The organism is Microbacterium terrisoli, assembly GCF_030866805.1.
GTDB lineage: Bacteria > Actinomycetota > Actinomycetes > Actinomycetales > Microbacteriaceae > Microbacterium > Microbacterium terrisoli.
Genome location: NZ_CP133019.1, coordinates 2,465,594 through 2,487,633, shown reverse-complemented (window position 1 = coordinate 2,487,633; position 22,040 = coordinate 2,465,594). Strand labels below are relative to the sequence as shown.

General features: G+C 70.2%; 17 protein-coding genes. 11 read left to right on the top strand and 6 right to left on the bottom strand.

Annotated elements, in window-relative coordinates; all coding sequences use genetic code 11:
• Window positions 1-196 precede the first annotated feature (196 nt).
• Together paaK and paaI are read right to left on the bottom strand one after the other, a co-directional pair.
• Window positions 197-1,525, bottom strand: coding sequence for a phenylacetate--CoA ligase PaaK (gene paaK / locus QU603_RS11155; protein WP_308491461.1), 1,329 nt, complete (start codon window positions 1,523-1,525; stop codon window positions 197-199).
• Window positions 1,518-1,934, bottom strand: a complete 417-nt coding sequence (gene paaI / locus QU603_RS11150) for a hydroxyphenylacetyl-CoA thioesterase PaaI (RefSeq protein ID WP_308491460.1) — start codon at window positions 1,932-1,934, stop codon at window positions 1,518-1,520. Before paaI ends, paaK begins: the two co-directional genes overlap by 8 nt.
• A 95-nt stretch (window positions 1,935-2,029) precedes the next feature.
• On the opposite strand from paaI, the gene paaA reads away from it, so the two are divergent.
• From paaA to QU603_RS11100, 10 genes are all read left to right on the top strand, one after another.
• The gene (gene paaA / locus QU603_RS11145) at window positions 2,030-2,998 is read left to right on the top strand and encodes a 1,2-phenylacetyl-CoA epoxidase subunit PaaA (RefSeq protein WP_308491459.1); all 969 of its coding nucleotides are present in this window, start codon (window positions 2,030-2,032) and stop codon (window positions 2,996-2,998) included.
• Window positions 2,995-3,300 carry a 1,2-phenylacetyl-CoA epoxidase subunit PaaB gene (paaB, locus tag QU603_RS11140; protein WP_308491458.1) on the top strand — a complete coding sequence of 102 codons (306 nt, stop codon included), beginning with the start codon at window positions 2,995-2,997 and terminating at the stop codon, window positions 3,298-3,300. Before paaA ends, paaB begins: the two co-directional genes overlap by 4 nt.
• Window positions 3,297-4,112, top strand: coding sequence for a 1,2-phenylacetyl-CoA epoxidase subunit PaaC (paaC, locus tag QU603_RS11135; protein WP_308491457.1), 816 nt, complete (start codon window positions 3,297-3,299; stop codon window positions 4,110-4,112). Before paaB ends, paaC begins: the two co-directional genes overlap by 4 nt.
• A 107-nt stretch (window positions 4,113-4,219) precedes the next feature.
• Window positions 4,220-4,714 carry a 1,2-phenylacetyl-CoA epoxidase subunit PaaD gene (gene paaD / locus QU603_RS11130; RefSeq protein ID WP_308494004.1) on the top strand — a complete coding sequence of 165 codons (495 nt, stop codon included), beginning with the start codon at window positions 4,220-4,222 and terminating at the stop codon, window positions 4,712-4,714.
• Window positions 4,714-5,937, top strand: coding sequence for a 1,2-phenylacetyl-CoA epoxidase subunit PaaE (paaE, locus tag QU603_RS11125; protein WP_308491456.1), 1,224 nt, complete (start codon window positions 4,714-4,716; stop codon window positions 5,935-5,937). The genes paaD and paaE overlap by 1 nt, the downstream gene beginning before the upstream one ends.
• Window positions 5,938-5,967: 30 nt before the next feature.
• On the top strand, window positions 5,968-6,738 hold the full coding sequence (locus QU603_RS11120) for an enoyl-CoA hydratase/isomerase family protein (RefSeq protein WP_308491455.1): 771 nt from the start codon (window positions 5,968-5,970) through the stop codon (window positions 6,736-6,738).
• 109 nt (window positions 6,739-6,847) lie between these two features.
• Window positions 6,848-8,581: an ABC transporter ATP-binding protein gene (locus tag QU603_RS11115; protein WP_308491454.1), complete on the top strand. Its 1,734-nt coding sequence runs from the start codon at window positions 6,848-6,850 to the stop codon at window positions 8,579-8,581.
• The gene (locus QU603_RS11110; RefSeq protein ID WP_308491453.1) at window positions 8,578-10,602 is read left to right on the top strand and encodes an ABC transporter ATP-binding protein; all 2,025 of its coding nucleotides are present in this window, start codon (window positions 8,578-8,580) and stop codon (window positions 10,600-10,602) included. The genes QU603_RS11115 and QU603_RS11110 overlap by 4 nt, the downstream gene beginning before the upstream one ends.
• Before the next feature lie 57 nt (window positions 10,603-10,659).
• Window positions 10,660-11,454 carry a PP2C family protein-serine/threonine phosphatase gene (locus QU603_RS11105; protein ID WP_308491452.1) on the top strand — a complete coding sequence of 265 codons (795 nt, stop codon included), beginning with the start codon at window positions 10,660-10,662 and terminating at the stop codon, window positions 11,452-11,454.
• A gap of 69 nt (window positions 11,455-11,523) precedes the next feature.
• Window positions 11,524-14,478 carry an FtsK/SpoIIIE domain-containing protein gene (locus tag QU603_RS11100; RefSeq protein ID WP_308491451.1) on the top strand — a complete coding sequence of 985 codons (2,955 nt, stop codon included), beginning with the start codon at window positions 11,524-11,526 and terminating at the stop codon, window positions 14,476-14,478.
• 52 nt (window positions 14,479-14,530) lie between these two features.
• Here the strand turns inward: QU603_RS11100 and ald are convergent, their stop codons facing one another.
• The 3 genes from ald to fdhA form a co-directional block, all read right to left on the bottom strand.
• Window positions 14,531-15,646, bottom strand: coding sequence for an alanine dehydrogenase (ald, locus tag QU603_RS11095; protein ID WP_308491450.1), 1,116 nt, complete (start codon window positions 15,644-15,646; stop codon window positions 14,531-14,533).
• A gap of 67 nt (window positions 15,647-15,713) precedes the next feature.
• Window positions 15,714-16,703 (bottom strand): asparaginase, encoded by a 990-nt coding sequence (locus QU603_RS11090; protein WP_308491449.1) that lies wholly within the window; start codon window positions 16,701-16,703, stop codon window positions 15,714-15,716.
• Window positions 16,704-16,851: 148 nt separating this feature from the next.
• Complete coding sequence (gene fdhA / locus QU603_RS11085) at window positions 16,852-18,078, bottom strand: formaldehyde dehydrogenase, glutathione-independent (RefSeq protein WP_308491448.1); 1,227 nt, start codon at window positions 18,076-18,078, stop codon at window positions 16,852-16,854.
• Window positions 18,079-18,236: 158 nt separating this feature from the next.
• Between fdhA and QU603_RS11080 the strand changes: the two genes are divergently transcribed.
• Window positions 18,237-19,505 (top strand): helix-turn-helix transcriptional regulator, encoded by a 1,269-nt coding sequence (locus QU603_RS11080; protein WP_308491447.1) that lies wholly within the window; start codon window positions 18,237-18,239, stop codon window positions 19,503-19,505.
• A gap of 3 nt (window positions 19,506-19,508) precedes the next feature.
• Here the strand turns inward: QU603_RS11080 and ptsP are convergent, their stop codons facing one another.
• Complete coding sequence (gene ptsP / locus QU603_RS11075) at window positions 19,509-22,040, bottom strand: phosphoenolpyruvate--protein phosphotransferase (RefSeq protein ID WP_308491446.1); 2,532 nt, start codon at window positions 22,038-22,040, stop codon at window positions 19,509-19,511.

The following is a 22,040-nucleotide window of genomic DNA, read 5'->3' as shown; positions in this document are numbered from 1 at the left end:
GTCCGTGTCGGGACGTGGGTGGTGTGCTCGAACACCCGCTGCCGAAAACAGGTATATCCCCGTTTTCGGCATTCACCCTCCCGCTCACACAGCACGGGGGCCTCGGCCGCCATGTGTGTGAACGGGAGGGTGAATGCGGTTTCAGAGGGTATGGGTGTCTTTCGCGGCGGGGCGACGCGGGGCGAAGCCGGGCAGGTCATCGCAGGTCGTAGACGCGCTTGTACTTTCCCTCGCTGCGCGGCAGCGCCCCTGGCTCCTCGAGCCGCACCTCGACGGTCGTGCCCAGGTGCGCCTTGATGCGCTTGCGCAGCACCTCGGTGGCGGCCAGGCACGTGGAAACCGACAGCGAGGGGTGGCGTTCGATGCGCACGGCCATCGCATCCAGCTGCCCCTTCTTGGTCAGCTCGATCACGAAGTTCGAAGTCAGCGCCTCGATACCCAGCACGATCTCTTCGATCTGCGTGGGGAACAGGTTCACCCCGCGCAGGATGATCATGTCGTCGTCGCGTCCGGTGATCTTCTGGATGCGGCGCATGCCCGGCCGCGCCGTGCCCGGAAGCAGCCGCGTGAGATCGCGCGTGCGGTACCGGATGATCGGGAACGCCTCTTTCGTCAGCGACGTGAAGACCAGTTCGCCCAGCTCTCCGTCGGCCACTGTCGCGCCGGTCTCGGCGTCGATCGTCTCCGGCAGGAAGTGGTCCTCCCACACGTGCGGGCCGTCCTTGGTCTCGATGCATTCGTTCGCCACCCCCGGACCCATCACTTCGCTCAGGCCGTAGATGTCGACGGCGTCGATGCCCAGGCGCCGCTCGATCTCGGCGCGCAGCTCGTTGGTCCACGGCTCGGCGCCCAGCACACCGATGCGCAGCGACGTCGAGCGCGGGTCGATGCCGGCCTCTTCCATCGCGTCGGCGATCGTGAGCAGATAGCTCGGGGTGCACGAGATGACCTCGGGCTCGAAATCCCGGATGAGCTGCACCTGACGTGCGGTCTGCCCGCCCGAGACCGGGATCACCGTCGCCCCCAGCATCGCTGCCCCATCGTGCAGACCGAGCCCGCCGGTGAACAGCCCGTACCCGTACGCGTTGTGCACCTTCATGCCCGGCCGTACGCCTGACGCGCGCAGCGAGCGGGCCACCAGCCGCGCCCAGCGCTGCAGGTCGCCCTCGGTGTAACCGACGACGGTGGGGCGCCCGGTCGTGCCCGACGAGGCATGCAGCCGCCGCACCTGATCCATCGGCACGGCGAACATGCCGAACGGATATGTCTCGCGCAGATCGCCCTTCGTCGTGAACGGCAGTCGCTGCACGTCGTCGAGGGTGCGGATGTCGTCCGGCGCCACGCCGGCCTCGTCGAACCGGCGGTGGTACAGGGGCACGTTCTCATACGCATGTCGCACGGTCCACTGCAGTCGCTCCAACTGCAGCGCGCGCAACTCGTCCTGTGACATGCGCTCTTCAGGGTCGAGCGTCTCGAGTGCGGCACCCTTCGCAGCAGAACCCGTCGCGGCCACCGTCTCAGACATCCGCGTCTCCTCTCGTACGGTTCGTGGTCAACGAGCGGCCGCGGAATTCGGCCACCACGTCGCCGGTCTCATCGCGCACCGTCACGTCGTACAGTCCGCTGCGGCCGGTGACGATCCGACGTACGGCGGTGGCGGTCAGGGTCTGGCCCGCCCGCGTCGACTTCACGAAGGTGATCTCGGCGCCTGCGGCGACGGTGACCCGCTCGTCCTCGTTGCACGCGATCGCGAACGCCGTGTCGGCGAGGGCGAACACCAGCCCGCCGTGGGTGATCGCGAATCCGTTGGTCATGTCCTCGCGCACCGGCATCGACACGACTGCCCGGCCCGGCTCGTCGGCTTCGACGCGCATACCCAGGGCCGCCGATGCGCGGTCCCTCTGCATCATCGGCCGGGTTGCGGCATCCGTCATCGTCGATCCCTTCGCGCGGGCGCGTCATCGCGCCCCCGGCACGAGTATGTCATAATTACTGAACGAGCGGTAGGTAATTACCGGAGGAGTCGACGATGACGACCGTGATCAGTCAGGCGCACGATCAGGCCGAGCCCGAGCAGGCCGCCTTCGATGCGCTCATCGCAGCCGATCAGCGCATCGAACCGCGCGATTGGATGCCCGAGGCGTACCGCAAGACGCTCATCCGCCAGATGTCGCAGCACGCGCACTCCGAGATCATCGGCATGCAGCCCGAGGGCAACTGGATCACCCGCGCCCCGAGCCTGAAGCGCAAGGCGATCCTGATGGCCAAGGTGCAGGATGAGGCCGGCCACGGCCTCTACCTGTACTCGGCCGCCCAGACCCTGGGCATCACCCGCGAGGAGATGACCGAGCAGCTGATCTCCGGCCGCGCGAAGTACTCGTCGATCTTCAACTATCCGACCCCCACGTGGGCCGACATGGGGGCCATCGGCTGGCTTGTGGACGGCGCCGCGATCGTCAACCAGGTGCCGCTGTGCCGCTGCTCGTACGGGCCGTACGGCCGGGCGATGGTGCGCATCTGCAAAGAGGAGTCGTTCCACCAGCGGCAGGGATTCGAGATCCTGCTCGCGCTCTCGCAGGGCACCGAGGCCCAGCACGAGATGGCTCAGGATGCCGTGAACCGGTGGTTCTGGCCGAGCCTGATGATGTTCGGCCCGCCCGACGACGAGTCGCCGAACTCGGCACGGTCGATGGCGTGGAAGATCAAGCGATTCAGCAACGACGACCTGCGCCAGCGGTTCATCGGGATGCTGGTGCCGCAGGCCGAGGTGCTGGGCCTGGCCCTGCCCGACCCTGAGCTGCGCTGGGATGAGGACGCCCAGCAGTGGCACACGAGCCCGATCGACTGGGACGAGTTCATGGAGGTGCTCTCCGGGCGCGGCCCGATGAACGCCGTGCGCATCCAGAACCGCCGCACCGCGCACGAAGACGGCGCGTGGGTGCGCGAGGCCGCCGCCGAGTACGCCCGCAAGCAGCAGCAGAAGGAGGCCGCGGCATGACCGTGTCAGGAGCCGACCCCCGCGAGAGCTGGCCGCTGTGGGAGGTGTTCGTCCGTGCCGGACGCGGCCTGAGCCACGTGCACGTCGGATCGCTGCACGCCCCCGACGCCGAGCTCGCCGTGCGCAACGCGCGCGACCTGTACACGCGCCGCAACGAGGGAGTGTCGATCTGGGTCGTGCCCTCCGACGCGATCACCACGAGCGATCCCGACTCGAAGGGCGCGTTCTTCGAGAGCCCGGCGGGCAAGAACTACCGGCACGCGACGTACTACACCGCGTCCGAGGGGGTGCCGCACCTGTGACCCGCGCCATCCACATCTCCGTCGACGAGGTCGAGCTGTCTGCCGAGCTCGCCGGCGATCAGGCGCGCACGGCGACGCCGGATGCCGCCGAGTACGCGCTCTGGCTCGGCGACGACGCCCTGGTGCTGGCGCAGCAGCTGGGCGCCTGGATCGCGCACGCCCCCGAGCTCGAAGAGGACGTCGCGCTGGCCAACATCGCGCTGGACCAGCTCGGGCACGCCCGCAGCCTGTTGCATTACGCCGGATCGGCCGATGGCCGCAGCGAGGACGAGTTGGCGTACTTCCGCGACGAGCCGCAGTGGCGCAGCGCATGGCTCTTCGAGCAGCCCAACGGCGACTTCGCGCACACGATCGCGCGCCAGCTCGCGGCATCCGTCTACCACTTCGCCCTCTACTCGCGGCTGCAGCACTCCGACGACCCGGTGCTGGCTGCGGTGGCGGGCAAGGCCGTCAAAGAGGTCGAATATCACCGCGACCACGCGATCCAGTGGACGCTGCGGCTGGCCGGCGGCACCGACGAGTCGCGCACGCGCATGATCCAGGCCGTGGAGGACGTCTGGCCGTACGTCGACGAGCTGTTCCGCGACGAACCGCTCATCGACCGGCTGGAGGGCGTGGCGGTGCGGCCGTCGACCCTGCGCGCCCCGTTCGACGAGGTCATCGGCGCGGTGTTCGCCGAGGCGGACCTGGTCGCGCCGACGCGGTTCACCGCTTCGGGCGGCGGGCGCCGCGGCGAGCATTATCCGACCCTCGGATACCTGCTGGCCGAGATGCAGGTGCTCGCGCGACAGCATCCGGGGGCGACATGGTGACCGCGACAGCCCTGCAGCCGACCCGCGCCGAAGCCCTCGAGGCAGTGCTCGGGCCGTGGGATGACCGTGTCGCCGTGGCGGGCGGCCCGATCCGCGTCGTCGATGACATCGTCGGCACGGCGCCCACTGACACGGGGCGGGCGTGGGCTGCGGCATCCACCGTCTGCGACCCCGAACTGCCGCAGGTGACCATCGCCGACCTCGGCGTGCTGCGCGACGTGCGGATCGACGCGTCGAAGGTCACCGTCATCATCACACCCACCTACTCGGGCTGCCCGATGATGGACGTCATGGCCCGGGACGTCGCCGCCGCGGTGCGCACCGCCGGGTTCACCGACGTCGAGGTGCACACGGTGCTCGCGCCGGCCTGGACCACCGATTGGATCAGCGCCGAGGGCAGACGAAAGCTCGAGGAGTTCGGCATCGCACCGCCGACCGGCATCCGGCCCACCGAACCGGTGCTGGGCGGGCTGCACGTGCGCTGCCCGCACTGCCGCTCACTGAACACCCGCGAGATCTCGCACTTCGGCTCCACCGCGTGCAAGGCGCTGTACGAGTGCCGCGCGTGCCTCGAACCGTTCGACTACTTCAAGACGCACTGATGGAGGATGCGATGCAGGATGCCGCGTCCGCGGCGGCTGCCGCCGCCGATGCAGACGGTGCACAGGCGCCCGTGGCCGACGCCGAACGCGTCGCCGACACGTTCCTCGCCGGCGCCGTGGGCGGCCCGGCCCCGCGCCACCGCGCGCGGTTCCACACGCTGACGGTCGCCGAGGTCCGCCCGCTGACCGACGACGCCGTCGAGGTGACCTTTCAGGTTCCGGGGGATCTGCAGCCGGAATACGAGTACCTCGCCGGCCAGCACGTCGCCCTGCGCCTGCACCTGGACGGCGACGAGCTGCGCCGGTCGTATTCGCTGTGCCGGCCGCCGTCGGCGGGGTCGCTCAGCGTCGCGATCAAGCGTGACCTCGGTGGCCGCTTCTCGACCTGGGCGCAGACCGAGCTGCACGCCGGCGACGCGCTGGATGTCATGAGCCCGCAGGGCACTTTCACCACGCGCCTGGCAGATCTGGACGGCCGCCACCTCGTGGGCATCGCCGCCGGCAGCGGCATCACGCCGCTGATGGCGCTGGCCACCGCCGCACTCGCGCGGTCCGAGACATCCCGTTTCACCCTGATCTACACGAACAGGTCGCGGTCGGACGTCATGTTCCTCGACGACCTCGCCGACCTGAAGGACCGCTACCCGTCGCGGCTCGCGCTCTACCACGTGCTCTCGCGCGAGCAGCGCACAGCACCCCTGCTGTCGGGGCGCATCGACGAGCAGAAGCTGCGCACCATGCTGGATGTGCTGGTGCCGCCGGCCACCGTGGACGAGTGGTTCCTGTGCGGGCCGTTCGAGCTCGTGCAGCTGTGCCGCGACACGCTCACCGACCTCGGCGTCGACCGGCGCCACATCCGCCACGAGCTGTTCACGACCGGCGAGCCGGGGCAGGTCGTGCCCCACGCGGGCCGACCCGTGGTGGTCAAGGCCGATGAGCCGGTATGTCACATCAGCTTCACGCTCGAAGGTCAGTCCGCGACCGTGGACAGCCCCCGCAGCGCCCACGAGACGATCCTCAACGCCGCACTGCGGGTGCGCTCGGACGTGCCGTTCGCATGCGCCGGAGGAGTGTGCGGCACCTGCCGGGCACGCTTGATCGACGGCGACGTGCGCATGACGGAGAACTATGCGCTCGAGCCCGACGAGCTCGAACGGGGTTACATTCTGACGTGTCAGTCGCACCCCACGACCGACGCCGTCGTCGTCGACTACGACGTCTAGCAGACACCTGCCGCATCTGAAGGAGCAGCCGTGATCGATCTGACCATCGCCGACGGCGTCGCCGAGATCGTGCTGAACGCCCCCGACAAGCGCAACGCGCTGGACGAGAGCGGGCTGCGCGAACTCGACGCCGCGTACGCCGACGCCGAGCAGTCGGGCGTGCGCGCCCTGCTGCTGCGCGGTGAAGGACGCGCATTCTGCGCAGGTCGTGACATCTCGCACGTGGATCCGGCCACCGACGACGTGCCCGGGTATCTCGACGAGCTGCTCACCCCGCTGCTGCGGCGGATGGCGTCCTTTCCCGCACCGACGTTCGCCGCTGCCCAGGGCGCGTGCCTGGGAGTCGGACTGGGGCTGCTGATCGCGACCGATGTGGTCTACGTCGCAGGCACCGCGAAGATCGGTTCGCCCTTCGCGGCGCTGGGAGCGACCCTGGACTCCGGCGGGCATGCGCTGTTCGTGCAGCGGCTGGGCGCGCACAAGACCCTGGATCTGATCTACACCGGCCGTCTCATGACCGGCGACGAAGCCGTCGCCGCGGGCCTGTTCTCGCAGGCGTTCCCGGAAGATCGTGTGCAGGATGCCGCATCCGCCGCCGCACGTCAGGCAGCCACCGGCGCCACTGCGGCGTTCCTTGCCAGCAAGATGATCGTCGCGCGCCTGCGCGACGAGCGGATGAACCTGTGGCAGGCCATGGCCGCCGAATCGCTCGCTCAGACGCAGCTGTCGCAGACCGAGGACTACCGTGAGGGGTTCGCCGCCTTCCAGCAGAAGCGTCCGCCGGTCTTCCGCGGGCGGTGACGCCGGGGCGGTTCGCTGACAGCGCACGGCCAGACGCGTGAGGGTGTCGCGCGCAGGGCGTAGCGTCATGTCCTGCGCCGGGAATTGCCGCGCGCGGAGAGGAGTCGGCATGCTCGGTCCACTGCTCGTGCGCTATCTGCGGCCGGCATGGCCGCTGATCGTCGGCGTGCTGGTGTTCCAGCTCGCGCAGGCCCTGGCATCCCTCTGGCTGCCGACCCTGCAGGCGGCCATCATCGACGACGGCGTGCTCAAGGGCGACATCGACTTCATCTGGCGCACCGGCGGGGTGATGCTGCTGATCAGCTTCGGTCAGATCATCTGCGCGATCGTCGCGGTGTACTTCGGCTCGCGCCTGGCGATGGGTGCCGGACGCAACATGCGTGCAGACCTCTTCCACCGGGTGGTCGCGTTCTCGCAGCGCGAGGTCGGCCAGTACGGTGCGCCGTCGCTGATCACCCGCAACACGAACGACGTGCAGCAGGTGCAGATGCTCGTGCAGATGTCGGCCACGCTCATGGTGTCGGCGCCCATCCTCGCGATCGGCGGTGTGATCTTCGCGATCCGGCAGGATGTCGGGCTCTCGTGGCTGATGGCGGTCGCGGTGCCGATCCTGCTGATCATCGTCTCGCTGATCGTGGTGCGGATGGTGCCGGCGTTCCGGGCCATGCAGAAGCGCATCGACCGCGTCAATCAGATCATGCGCGAACAGCTGACCGGCATCCGTGTGGTGCGCGCGTTCGTGCGTGAGCGTCAGGAGCGTGCGCGGTTCGAGAAATCCAGCGCCGACGTGATGGAGTCGGCCGTGCGCGCCGGCAACCTGATGGCGATCATGTTCCCGGCGGTGATGGTGGTGCTGAACGTGACCGGTGCCGCCGTCATCTGGTTCGGCGCGTTCCAGGTGCAGACCGGCGATGCGCAGATCGGCACGCTGTTCGCATTCCTGACGTACATGATGCAGATCCTCATGGGGGTCATGATGGCGACCTTCATGTTCGTCATGATCCCGCGCGCGGCGGTGTGCGCGAACCGCATCGGCGAGGTGCTGCAGACCGAGCCGTCGGTGGCCGCGCCCGCCCGGCCCGCCGAGGCTCCGGTGCCGGCCGGTCGGGTGGTGTTCGACCGTGTGGGCTTCACCTATCCGGGAGCCGACGACGCGGTGCTCAGCGACATCTCGTTCACCGTCGAGCCCGGCACCACGACGGCTGTCATCGGGTCGACCGGATCGGGCAAGACCACACTGGTGGGCCTGATCTCGCGCCTGTTCGACGTGACGGCCGGAGCGGTCAGCGTCGACGGCGTGGACGTGCGCGAGTACGACCCCGACGAACTGTGGCGGCGCACCGCGCTCGTGCAGCAGAAGGCATTCCTGTTCTCGGGCACGATCGCCTCGAACCTGCGCTACGGCGACGAAGCGGCCACCGACCAGCAGCTGTGGGACGCGCTGGAGATCGCCCAGGCGAAGGACTTCGTCGGTGAGATGGCCGAGCAGCTGGAGGCGCCCATCGCCCAGGGCGGCACGAACGTGTCGGGCGGTCAGCGACAGCGGCTGTCGATCGCCCGCGCCCTCGTGCACCGGCCCGAGGTGTTCGTGTTCGACGACTCGTTCTCGGCTCTGGATCTGCGCACCGATGCGGCCCTGCGCCGCGCGCTGGATCAGCGCGTGCCCGACGCCACACGCATCATCGTCGCCCAACGCGTGTCCACGATCCAGCATGCCGACCAGATCGTCGTCCTCGACCACGGCCGGGTGGTGGGTCTGGGCGCGCACGATGAACTCGTCGAGACCTGCGAGACGTACCGCGAGATCGTGGAATCGCAGCTCTCGGCGCAGGAGGCGGCATGAGCACGCCCGGCAACCGGCAGCGCGGCGGCGGACCGATGGGCCGCGGCGGCATGGGTGCGCCCGCCCAGAAGGCGCAGAACTTCGGGCCCAGCGCGATGCGCCTGCTGCGGACGCTGCGCCCCGATGCCCTGTGGCTCGTGTTCGTGGTGGTGCTCGGTGCCCTCAGCGTCGCGCTGAGCGTCACCGGCCCCAAGCTGCTCGGCGAGGCCACCAACGTCGTGGTCGAAGGGTTCGTCTCGCTGCAGTTCGCGAACCTTCCCGCGGGCGTCACCCAGCAGCAGGCCATCGACGGACTGCAGGCGCAGGGCCAGGGGCAGCTGGCCGACATGCTGCGCAGCATGACCTTCACGCCCGGCGCCGGCATCGACTTCGGTCGCCTGGGCTGGCTCATCGCGGCGGTGCTGACCGTCTACATCATCTCGGCCGTGTTCATGTGGATCCAGGGTCGCATCCTCAACATCGTCACGCAGCGGGCGATGCACCGACTGCGCATGCAGGTCGAAGACAAGCTGCACCGTCTGCCGCTGTCGTACTACGACCGCATGCAGCGCGGTGAGCTGCTCAGTCGGGTCACCAACGACGTCGACAACATCGGTCAGACCCTGCAGCAGAGCATGTCGCAGGTGGTCATCTCACTGCTGACGGTGCTGGGCGTCCTGATCATGATGTTCACGATCTCGCCGCTGCTGGCAGTGATCGCCCTGGTCACCATCCCTCTGACGATCGTGGTGACCGTCGTGGTGGCCAAGCGTTCGCAGAAGCTGTTCATCGCGCAGTGGGCGGCCACCGGCGTGCTCAACGCACGGGTCGAAGAGACCTTCTCGGGTCACACGGTCGTCAAGCTCTACGGGCACCAGCACGATGTCGAAGCAGCCTTCGCCGGCGAGAACGACGCCGTCTACCGGGCCAGCTTCGGCGCACAGTTCGTCTCGGGCATCATCATGCCCGCGATGATGTTCGTGGGAAACCTCGTCTACGTCGCCATCGCCGTGGTCGGCGGACTGCAGATCACCAGCGGTGCGATCTCGGTGGGCGGCGTGCAGGCGTTCATCCAGTACTCGCGCCAGTTCACCCAGCCGCTGAGTCAGCTGGGATCGATGGCGAACCTGCTGCAGTCGGGCGTGGCCAGCGCGGAGCGGGTGTTCGAGCTGCTCGACGAAGAAGAGGAGAAGCCCGACCCCGAGCCGGCGGCCACCGTCGCACCCGAAGCCAGCACACTCGTCTTCGACGACGTCGCGTTCCGGTACCTGCCCGACAAGCCGCTCATCGCCGACCTGAACCTGGCTGCCCGCCCCGGCAGCACCGTGGCGATCGTGGGGCCCACCGGAGCAGGCAAGACGACGCTGGTCAACCTCATCATGCGCTTCTACGACGTTGATTCGGGGGTGATCAGCCTCGACGGCATCGACACCCGCACGATGACCCGCGGCGACCTGCGTGCGCGCACCGGCATGGTGCTGCAGGACACCTGGCTGTTTGCCGGCTCGATCCGAGAGAACATCGCATACGGCCGGCCCGAGGCATCCGACGAACAGATCCAGGATGCCGCGACCGCGGCCTACGTCGACCGCTTCGTGCACGCGCTGCCCGACGGCTACGACACCGTCCTGGACGACGAGGCGACGAACCTGTCGACGGGGGAGAAGCAACTGGTCACCATCGCCCGGGCGTTCCTGGCCGACCCGCGCATCCTGATCCTCGACGAGGCGACGAGCTCGGTCGACACCCGCACCGAACTGCTGATCCAGCGGGCGATGTCGCGACTGCGGGTCGATCGCACCTCGTTCGTGATCGCCCACCGCCTCTCGACCATCCGCGACGCGGATCTGATCCTGGTGATGGAGGACGGGCACATCGTCGAGCAGGGTCCGCACGACGCCCTGCTGGCCGCCAAGGGCGCATATTGGCGTCTGTACAACGCGCAGTTCGAGGCACCCGTACTCGACTCCGGTGCACCCGCGATCCCGACCGGCACCGTGCCGATCGTGGCGGAACGGGATGCCGCGGACAGCGTCGATTAGGATGTGAACGTCGCCGGCGGCTTGTCGCGGCGGAAGCCACCCCAGGGAGGACATGGCGTGCCCGACGTGCTCACGCGGTTCCACACGGTCGAACTGGCCGCTGGATCGATCGACCTCGCCTGGGCGGCGGCGACCGATGTCGGCAAGCGGCGTGAGGCGAATCAAGACGCCGTGCTCGCCGAGTATCCGCTGTTCATCGTCGCGGACGGCATGGGCGGGCACATCGGCGGTGAGATCGCCAGCACCAGCACGGTCGACCGGCTGCGGCCGGTCGCCGAATCAGGTGAGGTCTCGGCGAAGACGATCGAGAAGGCGCTCGCTCGCGCGGTGAAGGACATCGCTTCGCATCCCGAGACCACCGACGACGGCACGGGGACGACAGTGACCGGCGTCTACCTCGACCTCGGGCACGACGAGCCGCATTGGGTGACCCTGAACATCGGCGACTCGCGCGTCTACCTGGTGCGCGACGGCGAGATCGGCCAGGTCACGACCGACCATTCCGTCGTGCAGGAGCTCATCGCCGCCGGACGGCTCAGCCCCGAAGAGGCCGAGAACCACCCGTACGGCAACGTGATCACGCGCGCGGTGGGGCCTTCCGACAGCGTCAAGCCCGACTACGTGCGTCTGGACCTGGTCGACGGCGACCGGTTCGTGATCTGCTCGGACGGACTGACCAAAGAGCTCACCGACTACGGCATCCAGCACTTCCTCGCCGAACACGCCGACCCCGGTGAGGCAGTGTCGGCGATGCTCGAAGCTGCATTGAACAACGGCGGGCGCGACAACGTGTCGATCGTCGTGATCAACGTCGCGCTGCGGGGCACCGTCTCCTCCACAGACGAGGACTGACTGCTCTCTTCTCCACAGATCGGGCTCAGCGGTCCCGTGTGCGGTGCGCGGGTGCGTTGACTGGGGTGCATGCCTCATCGTCCCGATCCGACAGCCGCGCTGACCGACCTCGAAGGTGTGCCCGAACGATACGGCCCGGTTGCCGGCGCGGGGCTGCCCGATCGGCTGGATGCGCCGCTGCGGCTGCCGGATCCGCCGGTGGCTCCCCGGCGCGGGGCGCTGCCGCTCGTGGCCTCGGCCGTGCCGATACTGGGCGCGGTCGTGCTGTGGGCGGTGACCGGAACCGCCATGATGCTCTGGTTCGCCGCCCTCGGGCCGGCGATCGCCGCAGCGTCGCTCATCGACGGGGCGCGGGCGACACGCACGGCCAGACGCCGCGGTGCGCTGGAAGCGGAGGGTGCGCGCCGGCGGGTGGCAGCGGTCGTGCACGCACGACACGACCGCGAGCGGCGCGAGGCATGGACCCGCCATCCCGATGTGCTGGCGTTGACCGGTGACGGGGCACGGGCAGGCGACATCTGGCGTGCGGGAGCGGGTCGCGGCGATGAGCTGGTGGTGGGGCGCGGCGTGGTGCGCAGCATCGTGCAGGTGGACGGCGGTACGGCAGATCCCGCCTCGGCCCGACTGGCGCGGATGGCCGCGGTGCTCGAGGACGCACCGATCACCGTGCCGTGCGATGCGGGCATTGCGGTGTGCGGGCCCGAAGCGCTCGCTCGCGCGGTCGTGCGCGCGCTCGCGCTGCAGGCATGCCTCCTGCTGCCGCCCGATCGCCTGCGGGTGTCACCGGCTGTGCCTGCTCGGGCCGAGCGCTGGGTCGCGCGGCTCCCGCATGCGCAGCCGGGTCACGCGGCGCGCCGGCTCGTGCTGTGCGAGGCGGGGATGCCGGCACCGGCCGGTGCCCTCGTGATCGCACGGATCGACCCGCACACCGCCCCGCCGCCCGGGTGCGCCGCGGTGATCACCGTGACCGGCATCGATCGCGCACGACTGGACCACGACGGCCAGAGCTGCGACATCCGGATCGAGGGAATCAGCCGAGAGCAGGCCGAGGGCCTGGCGAACGCGTTGGCGGCGCGCGCCGAGGCAGCGTACGGGCCGTTCGACGATGACGGTGCGATCTCGCTGGACGAGCTGCTGCCCGGGAGCGCACCGGACGATGCACGCGATCTGCGGGTGACGATCGCGCGCGAGCACGGGGCGCCTTTCGACCTCGATCTGGTCCAGGACGGTCCGCACGCAGTGGTGGCGGGCATGACCGGGGCGGGCAAGAGCGAGCTGCTGACCAGCTGGATCACCGCGTTGTGCGCGCGCTTTTCGACTCACCAGGTGACCTTCCTGCTGGCCGACTTCAAGGGCGGCACGGCGTTCGATCGGCTCGAGTCGCTCGCACACGTGACCGGGGTGATCACGGATCTCGACGGTGCCGGGGCCAGACGCGCGCTGCAGAGCCTTCGCGCCGAACTGCGGCGTCGTGAGGCAGAGATCGTCCGCGCCGGCGCGCAGGATGTGACCGGCACCCGTCTTGCGCGCCTGGTGATCGTCGTCGACGAATACGCGGCGCTGACCTGGGCGCACCCGGAGCTGGATGCGGTGTTCACCGACATCGCCGCGCGGGGCCGGGCACTGGGCATGCACCTGATCCTGGGCACGCAGCGGGCCTCGGGCACATTCCGCGACGCGCTGCTGGCGAACTGTCCGCTGCGCATCAGCCTGCGGGTGTCGGACCCCGTCGACAGTCGTGTGCTCGTGGGCACCGATGCGGCCGCCGCCCTGTCGGGCGACGTGCGCCGGCGGGGCATGGCGCTCGTGCGCCGGGCTGCCGATGACGCCCCGCACACCGTGCGGATCGCGCTGACCTCGGCCGCGCTCGTCGAAGCGACGGCGGCTGCTGTGCGCGGCGAGACGCCGAGACCCACCTGGCTGCCGGCGCTGCCGGAACGGGTGACGCTGGGTGAGGCGGCCGCGCTGGGCGGGGACCCGGCGGACGGCCTGACCAGGTCGGCGCACGCGGCGGGGGATCTGCTGCTGGGAATCGCCGACGACCCGGAACGGCAGCGGCGCATGCCCGCGGTGCTGCCGACCGCCGAGCGTGGGCTGTGCGTGATCGGCGCGGCGGGGTCGGGCCGCTCGACCCTGCTCGAGACGATCGCCGCACAGACCGCCGATCCGATCTGGATCTCGCGCGATGCCGAAGCCGCGTGGGACCTGATCGCACGGCTGGCCGACGAGCCGACCGCAGCGATCGGCCGACTCGTGCTGGCGGACGATGTGGACGCGCTGCTGACCCGCTTTCCCGCGGAGTACGCGCAGGCGCTCACGGAGCGCTTCGAGCGGCTCGTGTACGCGGCGGGTGCCGGTGGGCCGCGCATCGTGCTCGCCCTGCAACGGGCGGCCGGGGCCGCTGGCCGACTGGCCGAGCTGCTGCCGCGGCGGGTGATCCTGCGTTGCACGACACGGGCGGAATTCGTGGCCGCAGGCGGGGCACCCGGCGATTTCGACGCCGAGATGCCGCCGGGGCGGGCGTTGATCGACGGGCGCACGGTGCAGATCGCGGTTGTACCCCGCGCTCGGCCGGCCGAGCCTGCGGGAGTGGACCGGTGGGTCCCGCATGCGGACGTGACTGCGGTGGTGACCCGCGGCGGCCCGCTGGGACGTGCCGTCGAAGCGACGGCGGCGGCGGCGGGCGCGCGAGTGATGAGCCTGGACGAGTACGCCTCGCGGGGCATGACCGGGATGGCCTCGGGCGCCGCGCCCGGTATCGGATCGGATGCGGTGACCGGCATCCGACCTGTCGTGGTCATCGGCGACGGGGAGCAATGGCAGCGGTCATGGCTGGCGCTGCAGGCGGTGCGCGTCAGCGGCGACCTGCTCGTGGATGCCGCCTGTGCACCCGACTACCGGATGCTCACCGGCGAACGTGCGCTCGCCCCCTACTGCGAACCCGGCCGGGGACGGGCATGGCTCGTACGCGCGGGCGTGCCCGTCGTGCGCGTGCAGCTCGTGCTCCCGGCCGATCCGCGCTGACGCGCCGCCGCCCTCGGTGCCCCGTGCCCAGTGCCTGCTCGCCTGCAGCGTACTAGGCCAGGGCGTCGGTCAGGGGCAGTGCCTCCAGGTCGTGGGCGGCGGCCACACCGGCGTTGGCGACGCGCCCGGCGGTGGTGTTCAGCCCCGCCGCCAGCGCCGCATCCGCGCGCAGCGCATCCTTCCAGCCGAGGCGGGCCACCTGTCGGATGTAGGGCAGTGTCGCATTCGTCAGGGCAGAGGTCGACGTGTTCGGCACGGCCCCGGGCATGTTCGCGACGCAGTAGAACACGCTGCCGTGCACCGTGAAGGTCGGCGCGTCGTGCGTGGTCGCGTGGGTGTCGGCGAAGCAGCCGCCCTGATCCACCGCGATGTCCACGAGCACCGATCCCGGCCGCATGCGCGAGACCATGTCATTGGTGACGAGCTTGGGTGCCTTCGACCCCGGGATCAGCACCGACCCGATCACCAGATCGCTGTCGACGACCGCACGGTCCAGGTCGAGAGGGTTGGATGCCGCGGTCTTCACACGCCCCTGGAAATGGTCATCGAGCAGCCGCAGCCGCGCGACGTTCGTGTCGAACACGGTCACATCGGCGCCCATGCCCGCGGCGATGACGGCGGAGTTCGCCCCAGCCACGCCACCGCCGATGATGGTGACCCGCGCCGGACGGGTGCCGGGCACGCCCGACATCAGAAGGCCCAGACCGCCCGACGAGCGCATCAGGGTGTGCGCGCCCACCATCGGGGCGAGCCGACCTGCGACCTCGCTCATCGGTGCGAGCAACGGCAGCGAGCGGTTCGGCAGCTGCACTGTCTCGTACGCGATCGCCGTGGAGCCGGCGCCGAGAAGCCTGTCGGTCAGCGCGCGGTCGGCGGCCAGATGCAGGTACGTGAAGATGACGAGGTCGTCGCGGAGATACCCGTACTCACTTGCGACGGGCTCCTTCACCTTCAGCAGCAGTTCGGCGCGCGCCCAGACTTCGGCGGCGTCGTGGAGCATCGTCGCTCCTGCGGCCTCGTACTCCGCATCGGGCATGGACGAACCCTCGCCTGCCCCATGCTGCACGAAGACCTCATGTCCCGCCGCGACCAGATCGTGTACCCCGGCAGGCGTCAATGCCACGCGGTACTCGTTGTTCTTCACCTCAGTGGGGACGCTGATCCTCATCGTGTTCCCTTCCGCTCCTGATCAGAGCTCGCTCGATTCGACTCGCTTGTTGTGAAGCGGAGTCCGTTTAGAACGCGGGGCGGATGGCCCCGACGTCCCGTCCGCCGCCAGTGACGGTCAGCGGAAGCTGTGACATCGTGTCGGCGACGTCGGCGCTGTCCAGGGCGCCGGCGAGCTCGAGCAGGCGCAGCGCGACAGCGGTCGTGGCGCGAGAGGAACCGTCGAGCATCTTGATCGCGACGGTCGTCCCGTTCGGGGCGACCATGACCTGCACTCCCTCGGCGCCGACCTTTGAGAACACTCCCAGCCGCTCGATGACGATGGTGTCGGGCTGTCCGGGGCCGGCGATCGTCCAGGGATCGGCACGCACGGCCCGTACCAGGGTGCCGGCGTTGCGGTGCAGTGCGAACGGCGAAGTCATCGATGAGGTCGCGATGCGGTGGATGGCCTTCGCGAGCCCGGCCAGCGTCATCGCGAACACCGGCGCCCCGCATCCGTCGATCGCCGTGGTGCCCACCTTCGCGCCGGTGAGACGCTCGGCCAGTTCGCGCACCTGCACCTGCAGCGGATGGGCGGGATCGAGGTAGGACGCGGTGTCCCATCCGGCGGTGCGGCACGCCAGCAGCATCGCTGCGTGCTTGCCCGAGCAGTTCATCCGCACTCGACTGGGCTGGCCGTGATCGCGCAGCATCTCGTCTCGCGTGGCGGAGTCGCTCGGCCACGCGGCCGGGCACCCCAGATCGTCTTCGGTGAGCTCTGCAGAGGCGAGGATGTCGCGCACGACCGCGACGTGGCGGTCGGTGCCCGAGTGGCTTGCGGTGGCAAGGGCGAGGCGTTCGCCCTCCAGCGGTGCACCCACGCCGAGGCAGGTCAGAGCCTGTATCGGCTTCATCGTCGAGCGCGGCAGGATCAGCGCCGACGGGTCGCCGTATTCGCGCATGACTTCGCCGTCGGGGGCCAGCACGATCGCCGAGCCGGTGTGGCGAGACTCCACGAAGCCGCTGCGTTCGATGACGGCGAGTTCGGCGGCGGCGGTGGCGGCGAAGGTCTGCGACACGACTCCAGCCTACCGTCGCGGCATCCGGTGCCGCGGGCGGTGCCACGCCGTGCCGCGGGCGGTGCCACGCTGTGCCGCCCACGGCCATGACCTCGGGCGCGCAGACCGCCGTCGATCATGCCGTGTGCGGCACGGTGGCCCCGGGATCTCAGGCGGCCTTGTCGTCCAGATAGCCGTTCGGGTTCAGCACGTACTTCTTGGCCGCACCCTGGTCGAACTCGGCGTAGCCGCGCGGAGCGTCCTCCAGCGAGATCGGCGTCGCGTTGACGTTCTTGGCGATGTGCACCTTGTCGTGCAGGATCGCCATCATCAGCTGCCGGTTGTAGCGCATGACCGGGCACTGTCCGGTCGTGAACGACAGCGACTTCGCCCAGCCCAGCCCCAGGCGCAGCGACAGCGAGCCGACCTTCGCCGCCTCGTCGACCCCTCCCGGGTCACCCGTGACGTACAGGCCCGGAATGCCGAGCGCACCGCCGGCGGCGGTCAGCGTCATCAGCGAGTTCAGCACGGTCGCCGGCGCCTCGTGCGTCGCATCCGCGCCGTGGCCCTTGGCTTCGAAGCCCACCGCGTCCACGGCGCAGTCGACCTCGGGTTCGCCGAGGATCTGCTCGATCTGGTCCTGCGGCTCGCCCTTGGTCAGGTCGATCGTCTCGCAGCCGAACGAGCGCGCCTGCGCAAGCCGGTCCGCGTTCATGTCGCCGACGATCACCGCTGCCGCACCCAGCAGCTGTGCTCCTGTCGCAGCGGCCAGTCCCACGGGCCCGGCACCGGCGATGTAGACGGTCGAGCCCGGCCGCACACCGGCGGTGTAGGCGCCGTGGAAGCCGGTCGGGAAGATGTCGGAGAGCATGGTCAGGTCGAGGATCTTCTCCAGAGCCTGATCGCGGTCCGGGAACTTCAGCAGGTTCCAATCGGCATACGGGACGAGCACGTACTCAGCCTGGCCGCCGACCCAGCCGCCCATGTCGACATAGCCGTAGGCGCTGCCCGGTCGGTCCGGGTTCACGTTCAGGCAGATGCCGGTCTTGCCCTCCTTGCAGTTGCGACAGCGCCCGCAGGCGATGTTGAAGGGCACCGAGCAGATGTCGCCGACCTTGATGAATTCCACGCCGGGTCCGACCTCGACGACTTCGCCGGTGATCTCGTGACCGAGGATCAGCCCGGTGGGAGCGGTGGTGCGCCCGCGGACCATGTGCTGGTCCGATCCGCAGATGTTCGTGGCGACCGTGCGCAGGATCGCCCCGTGCGGAACCTTCCGTCCGACGTTGGCCGGGTTCACCCCGGGGCCGTCCTTCAATTCGAACTCCGGGTAATCGGTGTCGACGACCTCGACCACTCCCGGGCCCTTGTATGCCACGGCACGATTGCTGGCCATAGCAACCTCCATTCTCGGGCTTCTTCGCCCACTCATGCGGATGGTCGCGTTCTCCACGGCGATCCGCTCTCAGTGTCTCGCGGGCGCGTCGTGCGAGCCATCCTCGGTATGGGCGGGATCGCCTATACCAACGGGCGGCGGCGGCCTACCGTGGGGATATGTCGGATGCCGAGATGCAGACCGTCGGCGGTGTTCTGCGCCGCCTCGCCGGAGCCGTCACTGCTGGCTCGGGTCGCGCGCAGCCGGCCCGGCTGTCGCAGTTGCTGATGTCGTTCGTCGCCCACGATGCGCTCGGCATCCTCCTGCTGGACTCCGCCGGCGCACGCCTCCAGGGTGCCGGCGACCTCACCGCCTTCGAGCACGTCACGCCTGCGGAGCTGGCCGACCTGCAGCGAACGGCGCGGCCGGGCACCGCGCACAGTGTGCCGTGGGCCGTCGGCGGCGACCGTGCTCAGGCTCTGCAGCTCACGTCGCGGGGCGGTGTGCCGCTGATCCTGGTGGCGCCGCACCCCCGTCCCGGCGGCGTGGCCGCGGCACTGGATCTGTGGAACGTGGTGGCCCAGTCCACCCAGAACGCGACGGATATCGCGTTGCCTCGCGCTCTGCGCGTCGAGCGGGCGACTTCGGGCGAACGGCTGGAGGCGGTCACCGAACTCGCCGACGAGTACTCGGCCACGCTCGAGTCGATCCTCGGCGCTCTGCGGGCATCGCATCTGGATGATCGGGCAGCGCGCGCGTCGGCCACCGCGTTGGCCGCCGCGGGCCTGGTCACACTGCGCACCGCCGCGGACCGCGTGGTCTCTTCGGCGCAGGAATCGGTCGCGGGAGCATTCGCCCGTCTGCGCGAGGACCTTCGCCCGATCGTGCGGTACCAAGACCTGGAGGTCGAATTCGTCGAGCCGCCGGCGGACGGTCGGCCCCTGCCCAGTGAGGTGGCCCGCGGCGCTCGCGCCGCCGTGCGCGGCTCGATCCTCGCCCTCCTGGACAGCCCCGAGGTCAGCCGCGTGCGAGTGCAATGGGACTGCGACGGCACGAACCTGCTGATCGACGTGCGTGACGACGGGGCCGGGGGCGCGACCGGTGACGCGGTGCAGCTGAAGCTCGTGCGCCAACGGGTGCACGCACTGGGCGGCAGCTTCGAGCTGGATGCGACGCGTGGCTGGGGGACGCACATCACCATCGTCATTCCCCTGGATCCGCCGCAGACGGCCGCCGGGGGTGCGGTGGAGTGGGGCCTGCGGCCGCGCGAGATCGACGTGCTGAGCCGACTCGCCGCCGGCCGTCGCAATCGTGAGATCGCCGCCGAACTGTCCATCAGCGAGAACACGGTGAAGTTCCACGTGGGCCGCATCTATCGCAAGCTGCACGTGCAGAGTCGTGCCGAGGCGACGGCACGGTATCTGTCGCAGCCGGGTGTGGAGCTGTAGCGCTCAGGCGGGGGATGCCGTCAGGACGGCGCGCGCGGCATCCCGCGCGTGCGCGGCCGAATCGGCGGCCGCACTTGCCACCGCCGCACGTTCGCACGCCGCACGGGTGACCGCGCGCAGCTTCGCGCCGACGGCGGGGATCATCCGCGCCGTCATCGACAGGCTCGTCACCCCCATCCCGACCAGCACGCAGGCCAGCAGCGGGTCGGCGGCGGCCTCACCGCACACGCCCACCGGTTTGCCGGTGCGCACTCCCGCCTGCGCGGCGGCCTGCACGAGCCGCAGCACCGCCGGCTGCCACGGGTCGTTCAGATCGGCCAGCGCACCGACGGTGCGATCGGCGGCCAGAGTGTACTGCGCCAGGTCGTTCGTGCCGATACTCGCGAAATCGACGTGGATCAGAAGCTCTTCGGCCAGGAGCGCGGCGGCGGGAGTCTCGATCATGATGCCGACCTGCGCGATGCCTGCGGCCCGTGCGCGTGCGGCGAACGCCTCGGCCTCGTCGGCGGTGGCGATCATCGGCGCCATGACGCCGACATCGGTCGGCTGCGAGCAGGCCGCGGCTGCATCGTGCACTGCCTGTGCGATGGCGCGCAGCTGCCCGTCGAGCACTTCCGGGTGGGCGAGCGCCGTGCGCAGCCCTCGCACACCCAGCGCGGGGTTGGGCTCGTCGTTCGGGGTGAGGAACGGCAGCGGCTTGTCGGAGCCGGCATCCAGGGTCCGCATGATGACCTTCTGCCCGCAGAACCCCGCCAGGACCGTGCCGTACACATGCGCCTGCTCATCGACGTCCGGTTCTTCGTCACGGCCGAGGAAGGCGAATTCGGTGCGGAACAGCCCGACTCCCGACGCGCCGGAAGCGACCGCACCGGGCACCTCGGTCGGCTCTCCGATGTTGGCCAGCAGCACCACCGGCGAGCCGTCGGCGGTGACCGCAGGGCCTTTCGCAGCCGCGTCGGCCGAGTCCGCAGCGCCGGCAGGGCCGGTCGTCGCGGTCGCCGCCTGAGCGGGGGTGGGATCGACGATCACCTCACCGGTCGAGCCGTCCACGAGCACGGTCATGCCGTCGAGAAGACCGGTGGCGCCGGCGAAGGCCACGACGGCGGGGATGCCGAGCGTGCGCGCCAGGATCGCCGTGTGCGAGGTGGGTCCGCCCTCGGCGGTCACGATCGCCAGGCACCGCTGGGTGGTGAGCTCGGCCGTGTCTGCCGGGGCGAGATCGGTGGCCACCAGCACGAAGGGATGGTCCAGGTCCGGGATGCCGGGGGTGGCCTGCCCGGTCAGCGCGGCCACGAGCCGCCCGCGGATATCGCGGACGTCGCCGGCGCGCTCGGCCTGCAGGCCGCCGAGCGCATGCAGCTGCGCGGCGATGTCGCTGAAGACGGTCCACACCGCCCGCTCGGGTGTGACCCCCTCGTCGCGGACAGCGGCTGCGGCACGGTCGAGCACGGCGGAATCGGCGGCCATCGCCTCGGTGGCGGCGAGGATGTCGCGGGCTGGGCCTTCGTGGTCTCGTGCACGGGCCTGCAGGTGGGCTGCCACGCGCGCCGAGGCATCCCACACCCGGCGCACGGCCGCGTCACGGTCGCCGACGGCGACACGCGCATCGGGATCGGGTTCGGGCACCGGGTCGGGCATGCGGGCCACCGTCCCCAGCACGCGTCCGGGGCTCACGCCCCGCCCCTCTGCGGCGGCCGATCCGACCTCACCGTTGCGCGGTGTCTGGTCGGGGTGAGCACGCCCGGTCTGCGGCTCCGGTTCGGCCGGTGCCGCCTCGTCCTCGCCGAATCCGCTCTCGATCAGCGCGATCAGCGCCTGCACGGCTGCGGCCGCGCCGGGGCCGCGTGCGGTGATGGTCACCGTGTCGCCGGCGCGGGCGGCCAGAGTGGCAAGCCCCGTGGGGCTGACCGCCGGCACCGAAGCCCCGTCTCGCACCGAGATGCGCGTGTCGGCGTCGTAGCGCGCCGCCGCCGCCGCGAGTTGGGCGGCCGGTCGTGCGTGCAGTCCTGCGGCGTTGATCAGCACCGCCTGCGCGCGGGTCGCGTCACCCTCGCCGCCGTCTGGGCTCGGCGCGGCAACCTCGGGTGTCGTCGGAGCGTGCGCTGCGTCATCCGCACCGGTCGGCCCGGCTCCGGGTGAGTCATCCAGCTGCGATGATTTCGCCGACAGCGCGGCCGTCGCCTCGCGTGCGACCTCGTCGAGCCCGGCACCTCCGGCGGCGCGCACCGCGGCGGCCAGAAGTCCCTCGACGAACGGTGCCGCCACCAGCCTGGTCTGCACCGGGTGCGGCAGCAGCTCGAGGGCGAGCTCGGCGCTGAGCACCGCCGAGCCGAGGTCCATGATGACCACCACTCCGTCGTCGTCTGCCTCCACGATCGCATCGGCCACCCGCGTCGCGTCGGTGCCGGTGCGTCCGTCGTCGGTGCCGGCGGCGATCACGATGCGCGGAGGAGCGTCAGCGACCATCTCCAATGCCAGTGCCACGGCCGCCTCGGCCAGCGCACGGCTGTGCGAGACAGCGACGATTCCGGTCAC

Excerpts from the sequence above, each read along its gene's own strand:
- paaK (WP_308491461.1), bottom strand. The coding sequence starts at position 1,525 with ATGTCTGAGACGGTGGCCGCGACGGGTTCTGCTGCGAAGGGTGCCGCA.
- paaI (WP_308491460.1), bottom strand. The coding sequence starts at position 1,934 with ATGACGGATGCCGCAACCCGGCCGATGATGCAGAGGGACCGCGCATCG.
- paaA (WP_308491459.1), top strand. The coding sequence starts at position 2,030 with ATGACGACCGTGATCAGTCAGGCGCACGATCAGGCCGAGCCCGAGCAG.
- paaB (WP_308491458.1), top strand. The coding sequence starts at position 2,995 with ATGACCGTGTCAGGAGCCGACCCCCGCGAGAGCTGGCCGCTGTGGGAG.
- paaE (WP_308491456.1), top strand. The coding sequence starts at position 4,714 with ATGGAGGATGCGATGCAGGATGCCGCGTCCGCGGCGGCTGCCGCCGCC.
- QU603_RS11115 (WP_308491454.1), top strand. The coding sequence starts at position 6,848 with ATGCTCGGTCCACTGCTCGTGCGCTATCTGCGGCCGGCATGGCCGCTG.
- QU603_RS11110 (WP_308491453.1), top strand. The coding sequence starts at position 8,578 with ATGAGCACGCCCGGCAACCGGCAGCGCGGCGGCGGACCGATGGGCCGC.
- QU603_RS11100 (WP_308491451.1), top strand. The coding sequence starts at position 11,524 with ATGCCTCATCGTCCCGATCCGACAGCCGCGCTGACCGACCTCGAAGGT.
- ald (WP_308491450.1), bottom strand. The coding sequence starts at position 15,646 with ATGAGGATCAGCGTCCCCACTGAGGTGAAGAACAACGAGTACCGCGTG.
- fdhA (WP_308491448.1), bottom strand. The coding sequence starts at position 18,078 with ATGGCCAGCAATCGTGCCGTGGCATACAAGGGCCCGGGAGTGGTCGAG.
- QU603_RS11080 (WP_308491447.1), top strand. The coding sequence starts at position 18,237 with ATGTCGGATGCCGAGATGCAGACCGTCGGCGGTGTTCTGCGCCGCCTC.